The sequence below is a fragment of the Streptomyces acidiscabies genome (genome assembly GCF_020010905.1).
Classification (GTDB): domain Bacteria; phylum Actinomycetota; class Actinomycetes; order Streptomycetales; family Streptomycetaceae; genus Streptomyces; species Streptomyces acidiscabies.
This window is the reverse complement of the sequence record NZ_JAGJBY010000002.1, coordinates 1,788,018-1,803,762: the sequence shown is the minus strand read 5'-3', so window position 1 is coordinate 1,803,762 and position 15,745 is coordinate 1,788,018. Positions and strand designations below refer to the sequence as shown.

Annotated in this window: 10 protein-coding genes; 2 read left to right on the top strand and 8 right to left on the bottom strand. The window is 69.0% G+C overall.

The genetic code is table 11. The features are described from left to right. Positions 1–85 precede the first annotated feature (85 nt). A complete protein-coding gene (locus J8M50_RS35035) occupies positions 86–2,056 on the bottom strand; it encodes an acyl-CoA dehydrogenase family protein (protein WP_010358668.1) in 1,971 nt (656 codons plus the stop codon). Positions 2,057–2,308: 252 nt separating this feature from the next. On the opposite strand from J8M50_RS35035, the gene J8M50_RS35030 reads away from it, so the two are divergent. Beyond that, complete coding sequence (locus J8M50_RS35030) at positions 2,309–3,316, top strand: LacI family DNA-binding transcriptional regulator (RefSeq protein ID WP_010358667.1); 1,008 nt, start codon at positions 2,309–2,311, stop codon at positions 3,314–3,316. Between the two features lie 116 nt (positions 3,317–3,432). Further along, positions 3,433–5,493, top strand: coding sequence for a glycoside hydrolase family 31 protein (locus J8M50_RS35025; RefSeq protein WP_010358666.1), 2,061 nt, complete (start codon positions 3,433–3,435; stop codon positions 5,491–5,493). A 65-nt stretch (positions 5,494–5,558) separates the two neighbouring features. Here the strand turns inward: J8M50_RS35025 and J8M50_RS35020 are convergent, their stop codons facing one another. The 7 genes from J8M50_RS35020 to J8M50_RS34990 form a co-directional block, all read right to left on the bottom strand. Further along, positions 5,559–6,188: a chorismate mutase gene (locus J8M50_RS35020; RefSeq protein WP_010358664.1), complete on the bottom strand. Its 630-nt coding sequence runs from the start codon at positions 6,186–6,188 to the stop codon at positions 5,559–5,561. A gap of 34 nt (positions 6,189–6,222) precedes the next feature. Then, positions 6,223–6,936: a glycoside hydrolase family 12 protein gene (locus J8M50_RS35015; protein WP_010358662.1), complete on the bottom strand. Its 714-nt coding sequence runs from the start codon at positions 6,934–6,936 to the stop codon at positions 6,223–6,225. Between the two features lie 47 nt (positions 6,937–6,983). Further along, positions 6,984–9,209 carry a glycosyl hydrolase family 95 catalytic domain-containing protein gene (locus J8M50_RS35010; protein WP_010358660.1) on the bottom strand — a complete coding sequence of 742 codons (2,226 nt, stop codon included), beginning with the start codon at positions 9,207–9,209 and terminating at the stop codon, positions 6,984–6,986. Beyond that, positions 9,206–11,389, bottom strand: a complete 2,184-nt coding sequence (locus tag J8M50_RS35005) for a WD40/YVTN/BNR-like repeat-containing protein (protein WP_010358658.1) — start codon at positions 11,387–11,389, stop codon at positions 9,206–9,208. Before J8M50_RS35005 ends, J8M50_RS35010 begins: the two co-directional genes overlap by 4 nt. 376 nt (positions 11,390–11,765) lie before the next feature. Next, positions 11,766–12,701 (bottom strand): carbohydrate ABC transporter permease, encoded by a 936-nt coding sequence (locus tag J8M50_RS35000; protein ID WP_010358657.1) that lies wholly within the window; start codon positions 12,699–12,701, stop codon positions 11,766–11,768. Continuing rightward, positions 12,698–13,753, bottom strand: a complete 1,056-nt coding sequence (locus J8M50_RS34995; protein WP_010358656.1) for an ABC transporter permease — start codon at positions 13,751–13,753, stop codon at positions 12,698–12,700. Before J8M50_RS34995 ends, J8M50_RS35000 begins: the two co-directional genes overlap by 4 nt. A 24-nt stretch (positions 13,754–13,777) precedes the next feature. Then, a complete protein-coding gene (locus tag J8M50_RS34990; protein WP_010358655.1) occupies positions 13,778–15,472 on the bottom strand; it encodes an extracellular solute-binding protein in 1,695 nt (564 codons plus the stop codon). Between the last annotated feature and the right edge of the window lie 273 nt (positions 15,473–15,745).

Genomic DNA, 15,745 nt, shown 5'->3' with positions numbered 1-15,745 from the left:
GGCGGCGGGTGCGAGTCTTTTTTAGGGGCGCGGGGAACTGCGCGACCAGCCACAACGGACCCGCACCCGCCCCACAACCCGTCTTTCACCGAATCGGCCGGTGCACGTTCTCCTTCGTAGACGCCCCCGGCGATGCATCGGCAATCCAAGGCCCCTCCCCCGAGGGATCAACAATGCCGGTCTCCAGCCACTCGTACGCTCCCCCAAGCACCCCCTTGACCACCTTCCGGTCGACCTCATCCGTGTTGGACCACAGCCGCCCGAACAGCTCGTCCACCCTCACGCGGGCCTGCCGGCAGAACGCGTCGGCCAACTGATAAGCCTCACGCCCGTGTTGCCCCCGGGCACGGAGATACTCCGCCCGAACACACGCCGCACTCATCGCGAACAACTCCGCCCCGATATCCACGACCCGGCCGAGAAACCCTTGCTTCGTCTCCAGCCGCCCCTGCCACCGGGACATCGCATAGAACGTGGACCGCGCAAGCTTCCGGGAGTGACGCTCGACGTACCGAAGATGCCCGGAAAGATCCATCCCGTTCTTGAAGTCGTCGTAGGACGTGGGAAGTTGCCCGGCACCGACGACGAGCTTCGGCAGCCAGCGAGCGTAGAAGGAACCGGCCTCCACACCCGCACGCGCCTTCTCCTCAAGGGACTTGTCGGGATCGATGAGGTCCCCGGCGACAGAGAGATGCGCGTCGACCGCCTCCCGCGCGATGAGGAGGTGCATGATCTCGGTGGACCCCTCGAAGATGCGGTTGATACGCAGGTCACGGACCAACTGCTCGGCAGGCACGCCCCGTTCACCCCGCGCCTTGAGCGACTCGGCGGTCTCGAACCCCCGCCCACCCCGTATCTGCACCAGCTCGTCGGCGATGAGGCACCCCATCTCGGAGCCGTACAGCTTCGCGAGCGCCGCCTCGATGCGGATGTCGTTGCGGTCCTCGTCGGCCATCTGCGAGGAGAGATCGACAACGGCCTCCAGGGCAAAGGTCGTTGCGGCGATGAAGCTGATCTTCGCCCCGACCGCTTCGTGCAACGCGACGGGTTTCCCCCACTGTTCACGGACCCCGGACCACTCGCGGGCGATCTTCAGCGCCCACTTCCCGGCCCCGACACACATCGCGGGCAGCGACAACCGCCCGGTGTTGAGGGTGGTGAGCGCGATCTTCAGCCCGGCCCCCTCGGGCCCGATGCGGTTGGCGGCGGGCACCCGGACCTGGTGGAACCGGGTGACCCCGTTCTCGATCCCGCGCAGCCCCATGAACGCGTTGCGGTTCTCGACGGTGACCCCCTCGGAATCGGCCTCGACGACGAACGCGGTGATCCCACCCCGGTGCCCCTCGGACACGGGAACCCGGGCCATGACGACCAGCAGATCGGCGACGACCCCGTTGGTGGTCCACAGCTTGACGCCGTCGACGACGTATTCGTCCCCGTCGGGTACGGCGGTCGTCGCGAGCCGCGCGGGATCGGACCCGACGTCCGGCTCGGTGAGCAGGAACGCGCTGATGGCCGTCGTGGCGCAGCGCGGCAGGAACGCGTCCTTCTGCTCCTGCGTACCGAAGATCTTCAGCGGCTGCGGCACCCCGATCGACTGGTGCGCGGACAGCAGCGCGCCGAGTGCCGGATTCGCGGAGCCGACGAGGGCGAGGGCCTTGTTGTAGTAGACCTGGGTGAGTCCGAGGCCGCCGTACTGCGTATCGATCTTCATGCCGAGCGCGCCGAGGTCCTTGAGCCCGTTGATCGTCTCGTCGGGGATGCGCGCCTCGCGCTCGATGCGGGCGGAGTCGACCTTGGTCTCGCAGAAGTCGCGCAGCGCCGCGAGGAACTCCTCGCCGCGGCGGACGTCGGCGTCGGGCGGGACGGGGTGCGGGTGGATCAGGTCGAGCCGGAAGCGGCCGAGGAACAGCTCCTTGGCGAAACTGGGTTTGCGCCAGTCCTGCTCGCGGGCCGCCTCGGCGACCTGCCGGGCCTCACGTTCTGAGACAGAGGGGCCTGAGACGGAGGGGCCTGAGACGGACGGCTTGCCCGGTGATGCGTGTGGTGCGGACATGAGGATCACCTCGCCGCGGATCGGGTGTTCGGGACGTCTGGTTACCGATCGGTTCTACTGGATCGTTTACCCGATTACGGCGGCTTGGACCAGCCCTCGCGCACCCGTTCACCCCGTTCCGGAGTGATTATCGAAGCGCTTCGACAACCTATGGACACCCGTCCCTCACTGAAGCTACTGTCGAACCACCCACTCGCCCACCCTGTTCGCAACGCGCACTGTCGAAGCGCTTCACAAAGCTTGGAGAGCTGGATGGTCACCCTCGCCGAGGTCGCCCAGCACGCCGGAGTCTCGGCGAGCACGGTGAGCTATGTCCTCAGTGGCAAGCGGTCCATCTCCACGACCACACGGCAGCGCGTCGAGCAGAGCATCCGGGAGTTGGGGTACCACCCGAACGCGGGTGCGCGCGCGCTCGCGAGCAGCCGCTCGAACATCATCGCGCTGATGATTCCGCTCCGCACCGACATGTACATGCCGGTGATGATGGAGATCTCCATCGCGGTGGCGACGGCCGCGCGCGGCTACGGCTACGACATCCTGCTGCTGACCGGCCAGGAGGGGCCGGACGCGGTACGCAGGGTGACGGGCAGCGGGCTGGCCGACGGCATGATCCTGATGGACGTCGAACTCGACGACGAGCGGCTGCCGTTGCTGCGCTCGACCGACCGCCCCTCGGTGCTGATCGGCCTCCCCGCCGACACCTCGGGACTGACCTGCGTAGACCTCGACTGGAGCGCGACGGGCGCGCTGTGCGTCGAGCACCTCGCGGACCTGGGCCACCGGGACGTCGCCGTGATCGGCGAGGCGCCGGGGGTGTACGAGCGGCACACCGGGTTCGCGGTCCGTACGCTGGACGGACTGCGGTCGCGCGCACGGGAGTTGGGGGTGCGCGCGCTGCACCGGCCGTGCGAGGGCGGGTACGACGCGCTGGCCGCGACGCTGGCCCGGGTCTTCGACGAACGCCCGGCGACCACGGGGTTCGTCGTGCAGAACGAGTCGGCGGTGGAGCCGCTGCTCTCGCTGCTGCGCCAGCAGGGGCGGGCGGTGCCGGAGGACGTGTCGGTGGTCGCGATCTGCCCGGACCAGGTGGCGACGCAGGCGCCGGTCAGGCTGACGTCGGTGGCGATCCCGGCGGCCGAGATGGGGCGGCGGGCGATGGAGCAGCTCGTCGCGAAGCTGGAGGGGCGGGGCGGGGCCGAAGTGGCGCTGATCTCCCCCGAGTTGACGGTCCGGGCGAGCACGGGCCCGAGCAACATCTGACAGACGGTCACTTCTCTTCGTACGGCGCCCTGTTGGTGAAGGGCGTTGTTCGGGGTGTCTTCAGCGCCCTTCGGGGTGCCTTCAGGTCCGCACGCTTCCCCTCAGGAGCACGCCTCATGACTCTGTCCGCCGAAGATCTGTCCGCCGAAGAACTGTCTCAGCCCAAGGTCAGTCTGGCCCAGTCCTCCCCCACCGTCGGGACGTTCCGTGAGCGGGGCGGCGCGCTGGAGTGGAGCGGGCGCCAGGAGACCGTCCGTATCGAGCCGTGGGGGCCGGACGCGGTCCGGGTGCGGTCCCGGCTCGGCGGGCCGGTCCTGCCCGAGCTGCCGGGCGCGCTGCTCGACACTCCCCCGGCAACCGAGTCGGTCGTCAAACTCGCCGAGGGCGTGGGCCTGTTGACGGTCGGCGCGCTGACGGTCGAGGTGAGCGCCGAGGGCCTGGTCCGCTTCCTGTCGACGGACTCCGGGGAGGAGATCCTCGCCGAGGAGCGCGCGCACTTCTGGTGGCCGGGCTCGCGCCTCTACACGGCCGTGGGGAACGGCTACCACCGGCTGGAGCAGCGGTTCGCGGCCTACGAGGACGAGAAGCTGTACGGGCTCGGGCAGCACCAGCACGGGAAGTTCGACCAGAAGGGGCTGGTCCTCGACCTGGTGCAGCGCAACGCCGAGGTCAACATCCCGGTGCTGACGTCGAGTCGGGGCTACACGCTGCTGTGGAACAACCCGGCGATCGGGCGCGTGGAGCTGGCGCACAACGGGACGCGGTGGGTCGCGGACTCGGCGCGGCAGATCGACTACTGGATCACCGCCGGCTCTCCGGCCGACGGCCAGCGGCGCTACAGCGCGGTGACCGGCCGTACGCCGATGCTGCCCGAGTGGGCGGCGGGGTTCTGGCAGTGCAAGCTGCGGTACCGCACGCAGGACGAACTCATGGCCGTGGCACGGGAGTACAAGCGCCGGGGGCTGCCACTGGCGGCGATCGTGTGCGACTTCTTCCACTGGACGCACCTCGGCGAGTGGAAGTTCGACCCCGCCGAGTGGCCGGACCCGGCCGGGATGGTGCGTGAACTCGCCGAGATGGGAACCAAGTTGGTGGTGAGCGTGTGGCCGTCGGTGTCGCCGCTCTCCGAGAACCACCAACTCATGGAGCAGCGCGGCTACTTCATCGGCACGCAGTACGGTCCGATGGCGCACGCGGACTGGCCGGACAAGGGCGTCGCCTCGACCGTACAGGTCGCCTTCTACGACGCGACGAACCCCGAGGCGCGGGACTTCGTGTGGTCCCGGATCCGCGACAACTACCTTGCCCCGTACGGCATCACGGCGTTCTGGCTGGACGCCTGCGAGCCGGAGCTGAAGCCGGGGTTCCCGGAGAACCTGCGCTACTGGGCGGGCCCTGGGCTTGAGGTCGGCAACCTGTACCCGCTGGAGAACGCGCGGGCGTTCGCGGAGGGGCTCGGCGCGGAGGGCGAGGAGGTCATCACCCTCAACCGCTCGGCGTGGGCCGGGAGTCAGCGGTACGGAGCCGCGCTGTGGTCCGGCGACATCGGCACCGACTTCCCGACCCTGCGCCGCCAGATCGCCGCCGGGCTCAACACCGCGCTCTCCGGCATCCCTTGGTGGAACACGGACATCGGCGGCTTCCACGGCGGCGACCCGGACGACCCGGCGTACCGCGAAGTCATGGTCCGCTGGTTCCAGTTCGGCGCCCTCTCGCCGCTGATGCGGCTGCACGGGTTCCGCGACCCGGGGATGCCGCTGGGCCCCGACATGACCGGCGGGCCCAACGAGGTGTGGTCGTACGGGGATTCGGCGGGCACGATCATGGCCGAGTACGTGCGGCTGCGCGAGCGGCTGCGGCCGTACGTCCTGGAGGTCATGCGCGAGGCCCACGAGGAGGGGCTCCCGCCGATGCGTCCGCTGTTCCTGGAGTTCCCCGAGGACCGGGCGAGTTGGGGCGTCGACGACGCGTACCTGTTCGGGCGGGATCTGCTGGTCGCGCCGGTGCTGACGGCGGGGGCGACGGTCCGTACGGCGTATCTGCCGGCGGGGGCGCGGTGGACGGACGCGTGGACGGGGGTGTCGTACGAGGGGGGTGCGGCGGTGACCGTCGACGCGCCGCTGGAGCGGATTCCGCTGTTCCTGCGGGACGGGGCGGAGTTGCCGATCGCGCCGTGAGGTAGCGGCTGCGGCTGTGAGGCCGGTCCCTGGACGGCGGGGACCGGCCTCACGGTCGTATCGGGTCAGCTCTCGCAGACCGACGGCAGTGCGCGGAAGAGTGCCTCGGTGTGCAGGCGGTCCAGGTGGCGTTCGTGGCGGACCTGGGCGGCGCCGAGGTACAGCTCGGGGTAGCAGACGACCCCGGAGCGGTCGGCGGCGGTCGCGGCGAGGGCCTTGACCAGTTCCGTGTTGATGCGGTTGATCTCGACGCGGACGACGCTGAGGTCGGGGCGCGTGGTGGGGGCCTCGTCGGGGTGGTCGGTCCAGCGCTGGAACAGGCCGCGCTGGACCAGCTTGTTCGCCTCGATCTGGTCGCGGAAGACCTTGCGGACCGCGTCCGGGTCGGCGCCGAGCTGCACGGCCTGCGCGGCGACACTGTCGAGGACCTGCTGTTCGCGGGCCGGGTCGTCGATGGGGCTGCTGGTGCCGAACTTGGCGGCGGCGACCAGGTCCGCGGTGGCGAGGCGCTGGGCGGCGAGGTCGGCGATGGAGTACAGGGTGTAGGTGTCGGCGGCGGTCGCCGTCGTGGTGGTGGCCGCCTGCGCGGCGGGTGCCTGGGGGGCCGCGACCGCGGTTCCGGTCGCCCCGAGGGCGACGGCCGCGGCCACGGCGAGCGTGGTCAGGGCGCGGCGTGTGGGGGTGGTGTTGTGCATAGCCCCATCAAACCCCGCCCCGGCCACGGTTTGGTCAACTGCTGCTGACGGTCAGGTTGTTTGTCGTAAAGTTCAGGCCGCCGGACGAGCTGGTGATCTCGTACCCGAACTGCACGTCACCGATGGTCTCGTTGCCGAACCAGCCCTTGGTGTCCTTGATCCACTTCAGGATCGGGAGGATCTGGACGGACCCGGAGGACGAGTTCGAGGTGCGGATGAACGAGAAGACCTCGTTCGAGCCGTTGGTGCCCTTGTAGACGGTCCAGGTGTGGCCGCCGAGCGTCGCGGTGCCCTGCGAGGTGCCGATCGGTCCGACGGGGCCGGTCTTGTTGACCCAGAGCATCACTTCGTACGCGTTGTTCTTGAGCCAGATGTCGTACGACGTGTTGTACGCGCCGGACGACGGGACCGAGACGTTGTAGCTGCTGTTGAGCGAACCGAGCGAGGTGATGGTCTTGTTGACCACCTTCTTCTGGTTCGGGTACGACTTGATGCCGCCGGTGTTGGGGTGGTTGGCGTTGACACCCCAGTTGGTGCCGGAGTTGGCCCAGATGCACTGGCTTCCGGCGCCCGAACCCCAGATGTTGTTGTACAGCGTGTAGCCGTTGAGGTTCGTGTTGCCCCACTGGTCGCAGGTGTTCCAGACGGCTGCCGAGGCGGGGGCGGAGGCGAGTGCGACGGTGGCGCCGAGCGCCAGTGCGGGGGCGAGCAGGACCTTGACGGCCCTGGAGAGCGTGCGGGTTGCCATGGTGTCCCTTCCATGGGTGGGGGGAAATGCCTTGATTTGCAGGGGAGTTACCACGTCCCCAGGGTGAGGACGTGGTCTTCTCCGGCGACGAGGTCGAGCGGCCTCGCGCCGGTGGAAGTCCGCAGCTCGACGCTGAGCGTGCGAGTGGGGTGGACGACGGCCCTGGCGCCGTTCTTGTCCCAGTCGAGGTCGATCCCGGCGCCGAACCTCGTCCGGACGCCCCGGAGTTGGCCTTCTTCGAGTGCCGGGACCTTCGTGGGGAGGAGGACCAGTCGGTCGGGGGTCGACTGGATCAGCGCCTCGATCAGGACGGTGGGGAGGGTGTGCGCGGCGTCCGCGTTGTAGACGTGGCGGTGGGGGTAGTGGGCGCTCATCAGGGACGCGTGGAAGAAGTCGCCGTCCAGGACTGCGGCCAGGGCCTGTCCGACGCGGGCGCCGTCCCTCAACCTCGCGGCGATCAGGGCGTGGTGGAGGTGGCCGTGCGCGGAGTCGTTCTCGGCGCCCCGGAGTTGGAGGGCCCGGTGGGCGGCTCCGGCGAGGGCGGGGGTGTCGTAGGGGGTGATCTCGTCGAGGGGCCAGACGGCGTAGAGGTGGCTCAAGTGCCGGTGATCGTAGGTGTCTTCGAGGCCGGGCCAGGCCCATTCGGCGAGGGCGCCGTCGGGGTTGACGCGGTGGGGTGGGAGGCGGTGGGCGAGGGCGGTCCAGCGGGCGGCTCGGTCGGGGGCTTCGGGGTGGTACGCGGCTGCGGTGAGGAGGGCGTGGCGGGCCGCCGAGAGGTCCATCGCCGCGTTGAGCGCTCCCCAACTGGCGTTCGCCGGACGGTTTTCGGGTGAGTACGAAGGGACGACCACAAGTTGACCGTCCACGTCCGTCCGCGTCAGGAAGTCCTCGTAGAACTCCGCGAGTTCGGCGAGCAGCGCAGCCGTACGAGGGTCCTGGGTGCCCGCTGTCTCGTCGTGGTCGACGAGGGGCTTGAGGAGCCAGTCCGCGCCGGACGTCCAGAGGTGGAGGGGGTATTCGCGGCTGAAGTGGAAGGCGTGGCCAAACTCGCCGTCGGTGTGGGCGGGGGTGACGATGCCCCAGGCACCGAAGACGGACCGGGCGTTCGCGCGCCAGTCGTCGAGCTGGGCCTCGATCAACTGGCGCAGGGCCTCGGTGACTTCGGGGAGGGCTGCCGAAGTGGCCGACGACGTCTGGAGGTTGAGGTTGGCGTCGAGGGTGAAGGCGCCGGACCAGGCGGTGTCCCAGTCGCCGGTCCACAGGCCGGTGAGGCGGGGTGGGAGGAGGCCGCTGGCGGAGAGGAGGTGGTAGCGGCCGGCGGCGAAGAGGCGTTCCAGGAGAGCGGGGCTGTCCGGGGTCTTCAGCAACTCCGAGCCGGGGAGGGCGCGCCCGGCGGGGTCGGCGTGGAGGTCGAGGGTGACGCGGTGGTAGGCGTCGCGGTGGAGGGGGAGGTGGCGGGCGCGGAGGGCGGCGTAGTCGTCCGGGGGCGGTAGCGCGGGGTCGGTGGGGTGCCGTTGCTCTCGGGTGTCGTACCGGTGCACCCGGGTGAGGAGGAGGACGGACTCGGCGTCCTCGACCCGAACTCCGGTCGTGGTGAGGGAGGTTGTGCCGCCGGTGACGACGATCCGGGTGAGGCCGGTGTACGCCTTGGCGCTGTCGGGGTAGCGGGCGCGCAGGGCGAGGAGGGCGCCGTCGGGGGTGAGGGAAACGGTTTGAGAGACGGCCAAGTCATCCGGGGTGCCCGGGAGTTGGTGGTCCAGGGAGATGTCCGCCGTGAGTGCGGGAGCCGCCACCTGCTGAACGATCACGTCGTCGGCGCGGGAGACGAAGACGCGGCTCGTCCAGTCCGCGTCGGCCGCCGTCGTCTCGCCGGTCGTAAAGTCGAGGGTGCGGCGGTAGCGGTGGGTCGGGGTGGCCGTGTCCCGTCGTATCCGGGTCTGGAAGGCGGGGTGGAAGGGCTGGACCCACTGGAGGGGGCGGTGGTCGGTGAAGTCCTCGGCGGCGGTGAGGTCTCCGGCGAGCAACCTGTCCTGAATCCCGGCGAGTTGGGATGCCAGGTCGGGGGCTCGGGCGTCTTCGGAGCCGTTCGGGCGGACGAGGGTGTGGTGGGTGACGATCACCCGGTCGTCGCGGGGGTCGCCGTACACGAGGGCGCCGTGGTGGCCGTTGCCGCTGAGGTAGGCGTCCTCCCAGCGGTCGGCGGGGGCGGGTTCCCAGGTTCCGTGGGCGGGCGCAGGGCTCGCGGCGTGGGTGCGCGGGCGTGGTGCGGTCATCGGATCGGTTCCCCGTACTGGATGCCCCGGCCGTTCGTCGCCAGGTAGACGCGGCCGTACACCCTCAGGTCGCCGGTGATCCTGCGGCCGGTCCAGCCCCACTGGTGGCGGTCGTCGTTGATCCGTACCCAGGTCCTGCCCTCGTCGTCCGAGCGGTGGACGGCGGTGCCGGTGCCGACGGTGCCGACCAGGTAGATCGCCGGGTAGCTCGCGCCGGGCGCGGCCTTGCCGAAGCCGACCGTGTGCGACGCCGTGCAGCTCGTGACCTTCGTGAAGGTCGCGCCGCCGTCGGTGGAGCGGAAAAGGCCGTTCGTCTTCGTGCTCAGCCAGAGGTCGCCGGTGCGGCCCGGGGCCGCGACCAGCTCGAACTGGCTGTCGCCGGACGGGAGGCCCGTCGCGCGGTCCGTGAAGGAGAGGCCACTGTCAGTGGTGGCCCGTACTGTTCCCGTAACGGAGTCGAACGCGTAGAACAGCGTCGGATCGGCCGGGTCGGCGACCGGTGTGGCGCCCTTCGGGAAGGAGGGGATCTCGGACCAGGTGGTGCCGTTGTCCGTCGAGCGGTGGGCGGGGTAGGTGGTGCCGTCCCAGTGGACGAACGACCACAGCAGCACGGAGCCGTCGGCGTTCGTGGCGATCGGACCCGGGGCGTCCTTGGCGAGGGCGGGCTGAGCGGCGAAGGGCGTCCAGCTCCGGCCGCCGTCGACCGAGTACGCGCCGTTGCCGTGGTCGCCCCAGCCGCTGCGGACGACGTACGCCGGTCTGGCCGCGGCCTGTGCGAGCCCCGTCGCCGATCCGAACACCGGGTTCGTGGCCATGCCGCGGGACGGGGACGCCGTCAGCCGTTCGTGGTACATGACGCCGATGTCGCCCAAGGCGCTCAGCAGGTGCGCCTCCCCTGCCGGGGGTGACACCAGCTGGATCACCGACGTCTCCTCCAGGCCCCTGATCTGCGGGGACCAGTGCTTCAGGTCCCTCGTGCCGTAGAGGGTGGCGCCCGTGCCGTACACCACGTGCCGGGAGTCGTACGGGTCGATCGCCACGGCCTGGATCCACCAGCCGAACTTCGGTTCCTGTCCGCCCCAGTTGAGGAAAGGGGTCTCCGACACGTCGAACTCGGCCGTGTCCTTGAGGGACTTCCAGGTGGTGCCGCCGTCCGTCGTGCGGTACAGGGTGTCCACCGCCGACCAGCGGTTGTTCGTCGAGACGATCGCCGTTCCCGGGCGGCGGGCGTCCACCGCGATGCCTCCGTAGCCGAACGTGTCCGTCGTGCCGTTCGGCTTCGCCGGGGTGATCTCCGTCCAACTGTCCGTCGTCGTCGAGAGTTTGTGGACGCTGCCGTCCGACTGGCCGTTCGGTCCTGGGGTGTTCGCGTACGTCACGTACAGGGCTCGGGTGTGGGGGTCGTACGCGGCTCGGATCGGGACCTTCGCTGCGGGGCCGGTCGGCTGGGCGGGGGCCGGGTCCCACTGGGTGCCGTTCCTCGTGCGGTACAGGGTGGGGGTGGTGCCGTCGCCGTCTCCCCAGCCCGCGTACAGGGTGCGGCCCGCCGCCACGAGGAAGGTGATGCCCTGGCCTGTCTCACTGGGGGTGCGTGGGAACGTCGCCTTCGTCCAACTTCCGCCCCTGTCAGTCGACTTGAGCAAGCCGTCGTGCCGGGTGCCCAGCCACAGGGTGTCGCTGTTCCTCGGGTCCACGAGGAGGCGTTCGCCGGCGCCTCTGCCGTCCTCGTTCGCGCCGAGTTTTACGGTGAGGTCGGTGCGGGTCCAGGTTTTGCCTCGGTCCTCCGAGCTGAGGATCGCGCCGTTGCCGGCCCAGGGCTGGGAGTACGTTCCCAGGGCCAGGTAGACCCTGTTCCTGTGTGCCGGGTCGATCGCTATCGCCTCCACGCCGAGGAGGTTCCAGTCGTCCCAGCCGAGGTGGTCCGTCAGGGGGGTCCAGTGGGCCGCTCTGTCGTCCCAGCGGTAGGCGCCGCCGATGTCCGTCCTGGCGTAGGCGAGGCCCCGCACGGCGGGGTGGAAGAGGACGCCGGTGACGAAGCCTGTGCCGCCGATGACGACGTTGCGCCAGCGGTAGGGGGTGGGGTGGGGGGCTGCTTGGGCCTGGGCCTGTGGGAGGGGGAGGGCGGTGAGGGCGGTGGCGGCTGCGGTGCCGGCGAGGAGGGTGCGGCGGGTGGGGTGCATGGGGGTACCTCGGGGGGGGTCGAGTGCGGGTGGGGAGGTGGCTGAGGTGGGGGGCGTTTCGCTCACCCGCGCTTGCGGGGTGCCGCTGCGCCCACCCGTGCGTGCAGCTGCGCGAGCTGGGCAGCGGGGTGGGGTAGTGGGCAAGTGCGGGTCTCGTCGTGGCTGGTCGCGCAGTTCCCCGCGCCCCTAAGGGGCGTGCAGTTTCCGTCGTTTGGACAGCGCTGGAGTTGGTGTGAGGGCGCACGACTGCCGTCGCAGAGTGCCTATCTTCCCCTTCACCTGCACTCGACGAATCACAGTCACCCCCACTCACCTAGGGGCGCGGGGAACTGCGCGACCAGCCCACCACCTACCCGCACCCGGCAATCCCCCCTTCTCACCCCTTCACCGCCCCCGTCAACATCCCCTTCTTGAAGTGCTTCTGCACGAACGGCGACAGCACCGCCACCGGGAGCAACGCCATGACCATGACCGCCATTTGGACCGCCAGCCCCGACAACTCCCCTGTACGGATGGCCTGGCTCAGACCCACCGGCGCCTCTTGTTTCTGGACGAGTTGGATCATGACGTTCTGGAGCGGCATCATGTTCTGGTCGTTGAGGTACAGGGACGCGTTGAACCAGGCGCTCCAGTAACCCACCGCGTAGAACAGGGTGATGACGGCGAGCACCGCCCGGGACAGCGGCATGACGATCTGCCGCAGGATGCGGAAGTCCCCGGCGCCATCGATGCGCGCGCTGTCGATCAGCTCCTGCGAGATCCCCATGAAGAACCCGCGCAGGACAAGGATGTTGAAGACGCTGATCGCACTGGGCAGGATCAGCGCGAGGTACGTGTCGGTCAGCCCGAGGGACTGCACCAAGAGGTACGTGGGAATGAGCCCGGCGCTGAAGAACATGGTCGCCAGCAACAGCATCAGCATCCACCGGTGCCCGAGGGATCCCGTACGCGAGAGCCCGTACGCACACAGCACGGACACGCCCATCGAGAACAACGTACCGACGACGGTGATGAGGACGCTGATGACGGCGGCCCGCGTCACCTGCCCACCGCTGAGCAGCTCGCGGTACGCGACGAACGTGACCCCCTTGGGAATCATGACGAGCCCACCGGCTCTGTCGATGGTCTCCCGCGAGGAGAGGCTGGTCACGACGACGATCCACAGCGGGAAGAGGATGGAGAGGCAGGCGAGGGCGAGGACGACTCCCTTCCCCGCGATGCCCGCCTTCGTGGGCTCCTCCTCCCAGACGGGCCGCGGCGGAGCGGCCCAACGCCCGGGTTTTTCAACGGACTTGTCGAGTACGGCGCTCATTTCTTGTACACCCCCTGCTCGCCCATGAGATGGGCCACCTTGTTCGCGACGAGGACGAGACCGAGACTGACGACGCCCTTGATGAGCCCGGCGGCTGCCGCGTACCCGAAGTCCTGGTTGCGGACGCCGTTCCACCAGACGAACGTGTCGAGGACTTCGGAGGCACCTGGTCCGACGGCATCACGCTGCAAGAGGATCTGCTCGAACCCGACGGTGAGCGCGTCCCCGACGCGCAGGACCAGCAGCAGGGCGATGACGGGCCGCAGAGCGGGCAGCGTGACGTGCCACATGCGCCGCCACCGTCCGGCGCCGTCCATCGCGGCGGCCTCGTACAGATCGTGGTTGACGGAGGCGAGCGCGGCGAGGAAGACGATGATCCCCCAGCCGGCGTCCTTCCAGACGCTCTCGGCGGTGACGAGGAACTTGAACGTGCCGGGGTCGGACATGATGTCGATGCCGTCGTACCCGTGTTCCCGCAGGAGCTGCGACAACAGCCCGGCGCCGCCGAGGAGTTGCTGGAAGACGGCGATGACGAGCACCCACGAGAAGAAGTGCGGCAGGTAGAGGATCGCCTGCGAGAAGGCCCGGATCCGGGGCCGTACGACGCTGTTGATGAGCAGCGCGAGGAGGATCGGGATCGGGAAGTACAGGATGAGCTGGAGGAAGAAGAGGACCAGTGTGTTGGTGACCGCGTCCCAGAACGCCGAGTCCTCGAACAGGCGTTGGAAGTTCTCCAGCCCGACCCAGGGGCTGTGCAGGATGGAGACGACGCCGTTGGAGCTGACGTAGGGGTCGTAGTCCTGGAAGGCGACCACGTTGCCGAGGATCGGTACGTAGTTGAAGAGCAGGACCAGCAGTACGGCCGGCAGGGTCATCAGGATGAGCACGCGGTCGCGCCGGAAGCGCAGCCGTACGCTCAGTTTCCCTGGATCCCTTTTCCCCTTCGGGCGTTTCTTCTTGGGGGAGTTGGCGGTGTCACCGGACGTCGCCGTGCTCCGCTTCCCCGTCTCGTCGGCCTCGGTCTCGCTCCGAGGCACCGTGCTGTGGGACACGGCCGTCCTCCTCGCCTCGCCGGGTCAGCTCGCTGCCGTGCCGTTGTCGTCGAGCAGCTTCTGGTACCAGTCGCGCAGTCCGTCGCCGCCCTTCTTCTTCCAGTCGCTGACCCACGCCTGCATGTCGCTGATCTTCTTGCGCCCGCGCACGATGTCGTCCTCCAACTGCTCCATGTCGTTGGAGAGGTTGGTGAACCGGGCGGGTTCGGTGATCTGCATCCCGTAGAAGGTCGACTTCTTGGTGAGCGCTCCCATCCGCTGCTGCCATTCGACGGCGGCGCGGCCGATGTCGGGGAAGTCGGGGCGGGCGATGGTGGCGGCGGGGCTGGCGATCATGACGTAGGCGTTGGCGACGTCGAGGTTGCCCTGGTCGGTCTTGACGGGGGCGCCGTCCTTGAGGTTGTAGTGGGTGCCTTCGACGCCGTAGTTGGTGAGCATGTACTCCTTCGTCCCGTACGGCGCGGCGGTCACGTTGGCGACGGCGAGGGCGTCGCGGATCACCGCCTCGGAGGCGCTCTTGTTGATGAAGGCGAAGATGCCGGCGGGCTGGGTGGCCCACAGCTGGGGCGCGCCGCCGCCGTGGCCGAAGATGTCCATGCCCCAGATCCTGAACTCGGGGTTGTGGGTCTGCTGGATGGACTGCTGGCCCCACCAACTGGACATGTCGTTGTTGTAGATGAGGAACTCGCCGGCCGCGAACTTGGTGCTGGGGTCGACGGCCTGGCTCTTGCCGAGCCACGCGTCGGGGTGGACGACACCGGCGGCGAACAGCTTCCTCGTCCACTCCAGGGCTTCGAGGTACGCCTCGGTCTCGACCCGGTAGATCAGCTTGCCGTCGACGAGGTTCCAGCCGAGCCCCTTCTCGCCGCCGGAGAGCACCCCGAACGAGCCGAACGCCGTCCACTTCATGTCGCCGCAGGCCCACCGCTTGGCCTTGGGGGCGGTGATCTCCTTCGCCAGCGCCATGAACTCGTCGGTGGAGGTGGGGACCTGGTACCCCTTCTTGTCGAAGATGTCCTTGCGGTAGAAGGGCACGATGTTGCCGACGTACGACGCCGGCATCGGCAGACCGCGCAGCTTGCCGCCGAAGATGCTGCGCCGCCAGGCGTCGGTGGGGATCGCCGCGAGGTTCGGGTACTCCTTGACGGCGTCGCCGGACAGGTAGGGCCCGAGGTCGGCGAACTTGCCGATGATGGCGCTGGGGATCCTGCCGCCCATGTTCCAGCCGGGGACAACTACCACGTCCGGTACGTCACTTGAGGCGAGGACCGCGCCAAGCTTCTGGTCGTAGGTGTTGCCGTCCTGGTTCTGCCAGGTGACGTCGACGCCGATCAGGCCGTTCATGGCCTTGTAGTAGGCGTTGTCGCTCTTGGGCGGGGAGCCCCAGAACGGCGACATGACGGTGAGCTTGCCGCCCTTGCCGAGCTTCTTGGCCACCGAGGTCTTGAGGGTGGCGGTGTCGACCTTGCCGACGAAGCCGACGGCGGAGCCGTTCTTGGCGGGGATGTCGGGCGTCACGACGTTGTTCGCGACGTACGCCGGAAGGATCTTCTGCGCGTTCTTGCCCGAGGTGGTGCCGTCGCGCGAGCCGCTGTCGGAGCTGCCGCAGGCGCTCAGCAGGGGCATCCCGCCCGCGACCGCGGCGGTGGCGACCGCCGTGGAGGCGAGGAAGCTTCTCCGGCTGGGACCGGAGGAGGCGGAAGCGGCGTTCGGCGTCATTGCGTCAACCCTTCGTGGCGCACCAGGACACCCGGCGGTGGCTCGTCGGCTGCGGTGTCATCGGTGGAACTGGCTGAGCCGAAGCGGAGGTCCGACCAATGCCGTGCGACTCCTGACGGACTCTTAGTCGAAGCGCTTCGATGTTGCTGTGAGGTTAAGTGAAGCCCTGAGGGCGCACAAGGGTCGCTTCCAATATTCCTTTGACAGGAGATCGGAGCTTTCCTTATGTGCCACTTGAAATAACCGTGCGGTCCCTTGACACCCGCACCGCCG